This is a genomic window from Nocardia sp. NPDC059229 (assembly GCF_042754165.1).
Classification (GTDB): Bacteria; Actinomycetota; Actinomycetes; order Mycobacteriales; family Mycobacteriaceae; genus Nocardia.
The window spans coordinates 1-1,357 of sequence record NZ_JBHZAK010000074.1; the positions used below are offsets into that span (position 1 = coordinate 1).

At 66.1% G+C, this 1,357-nt stretch carries 2 protein-coding genes; both read right to left on the minus strand.

The genetic code is table 11. The features are described from left to right. Positions 1-14 precede the first annotated feature (14 nt). Complete coding sequence (locus tag ACFXHE_RS44120; protein ID WP_379391771.1) at positions 15-179, minus strand: hypothetical protein; 165 nt, start codon at positions 177-179, stop codon at positions 15-17. Then, a complete protein-coding gene (locus ACFXHE_RS44125) occupies positions 176-1,309 on the minus strand; it encodes an IS701 family transposase (protein WP_379391773.1) in 1,134 nt (377 codons plus the stop codon). Before ACFXHE_RS44125 ends, ACFXHE_RS44120 begins: the two co-directional genes overlap by 4 nt. Positions 1,310-1,357: the final 48 nt, after the last annotated feature.

Sequence of the window (1,357 nt, forward strand, 5' to 3'; positions counted from 1 at the left end):
TACTGCAACTGCACTCAGGTGAGTGGGTGGCCGCGCCGTCGGTAGTGCGATGACCGGGCTTGATGCTGGCGGCGTCGTCGCCAGCGTGACCATGCCCAGATGTGGTCGGCGGTGTGCAGTGGGGTGAGTACGAACGCGATGAGCAGGCGGCGGATCTCCGGTAGCGTGAGAGCGATCATGCCGTCCTCGCTGTCGGCGAGTCCCCCTTTGCGGCAACGGTTTTGGTGGCGGCGAGCCAGGCCATAGCGAGCATCGACAGGGTGATGTGGGCATACCAGGCGCGCCATTTGCGGACTTGATAATGATCGAGCCCGGCCTCGCCTTTGGCCTGCTGAAACGCTTCTTCCACGTGCCAGCGCGAGCCCGCGGTCCAGGCCAGATCGACCAGTCGTGCCGATGCCTGGCCGTAGCAGAGGTAGTAGGCGATTTCGGTCGGGTCGCTGATCGACCGCCGCGCCAGTAGCCAGTGACCGCGCCCGGTCGTCCAGGTGCCGTCGATCTGGCGACGCGCCCAATCGTATTCGCGCGGACCGTGCGCGCCGGCGCCCACCGAGAGCCGCTGCCAGGTGCGGTCACCGAACTCGGCGACCAGGTCGTCGGCGCGCGCGAGTCGGTCGGCGCGGGTGCGTAACTGGTGATCGCAGCGGGTGGCCATCACGTAGAACACGTCGTGGTCTTCGCACCAAGCCCTCAGGTAGCCGGCCTGGCCGTAGGCTTCGTCGGCGGTGAACCACCGAAACGGCACCCTCGCCGCCAGCGCGCGTTCGAGCATGGCGATCATCTGCCACGGCTTGGTCGCGAACTCGACCTCGTCGGGAATCCCAGCGTCACGACACCGCTCACGATCGGCCGTCCACGACTGGGGAACATAGAGTTCCCGGTCGATCAGCGCGTGCCCATGACGCGACGTGTACGCCAGAAACACACCGATCTGGCAGTTTTCTGTACGGCCGGCCGTTCCGGAGTATTGACGTTGCACGCCAGCGGATTTCACACCTTTCTTCAGGAACCCGGTCTCGTCGCCGGCCAGCACGGCGTCCGGGTCACCGAGGTGTTCGACCACGTAGTCACGCACATCGTCACGCACCGCGTCGACGTCCCAATCGGCGGCGCGCAGCAGCCGCTGCATCCCGTCCGGGGTGCTCTCACCGGCGCGCTCGGCCAGGGTCCACCCGTTCTTGCGTTCCAGACCCGCGACCAGCCCCGACACGTACTCACCCGCCCGCTCCCGCGGTTCGACGCGGGTGAACCGTTCCCCGATCCTCGCGATCAACGAATCCAGTTCGGCCACAGCATGATCCAACACCACCCGACAGGTCTACCAGCAACGAATCACGCGAGTGCAGTTGCAGTACTA

Excerpts from the sequence above, each read along its gene's own strand:
- ACFXHE_RS44120 (WP_379391771.1), bottom strand. The coding sequence starts at position 179 with ATGATCGCTCTCACGCTACCGGAGATCCGCCGCCTGCTCATCGCGTTC.